This window comes from Brevibacterium sp. SIMBA_078 (assembly GCF_046534565.1).
In the GTDB taxonomy this organism is placed as follows: Bacteria; Actinomycetota; Actinomycetes; order Actinomycetales; family Brevibacteriaceae; genus Brevibacterium.
On the sequence record NZ_JAWRYQ010000432.1, the window covers coordinates 1 to 249 of the forward strand.

1 protein-coding gene is annotated in these 249 nt (G+C 43.4%); it reads right to left on the reverse strand.

Going from position 1 to position 249, the window contains the following annotated elements; translation table 11 throughout:
* On the reverse strand, positions 1-249 hold a 249-nt coding region (locus SB749_RS20300), incomplete at both ends, for a hypothetical protein (protein WP_410711898.1).

A 249-nucleotide genomic window follows, 5' to 3' on the forward strand; every position in this document is an offset into this window, starting at 1 on the left:
GGTACGATACTTCTTGCCACTGTTTGAGCCGATCAAGTCATTCAGCTGTTGCCATACTTGTAATTTATCCTTTTGGGTGTTGATGGCATCGATTTGTACCTGTTGCGTGCTTTTCTTATCCTCATTGTCTTTTAGTCGCTGACTAATAGCGCCAATTGCTTCAATGCGTTTATTAGACGCTTCTTGTGCTTGAGTATGCTGTTGAGTGAGTGTCTCTTTGTCATCTGTTGTCAGCGGGTTAGCTCGCTT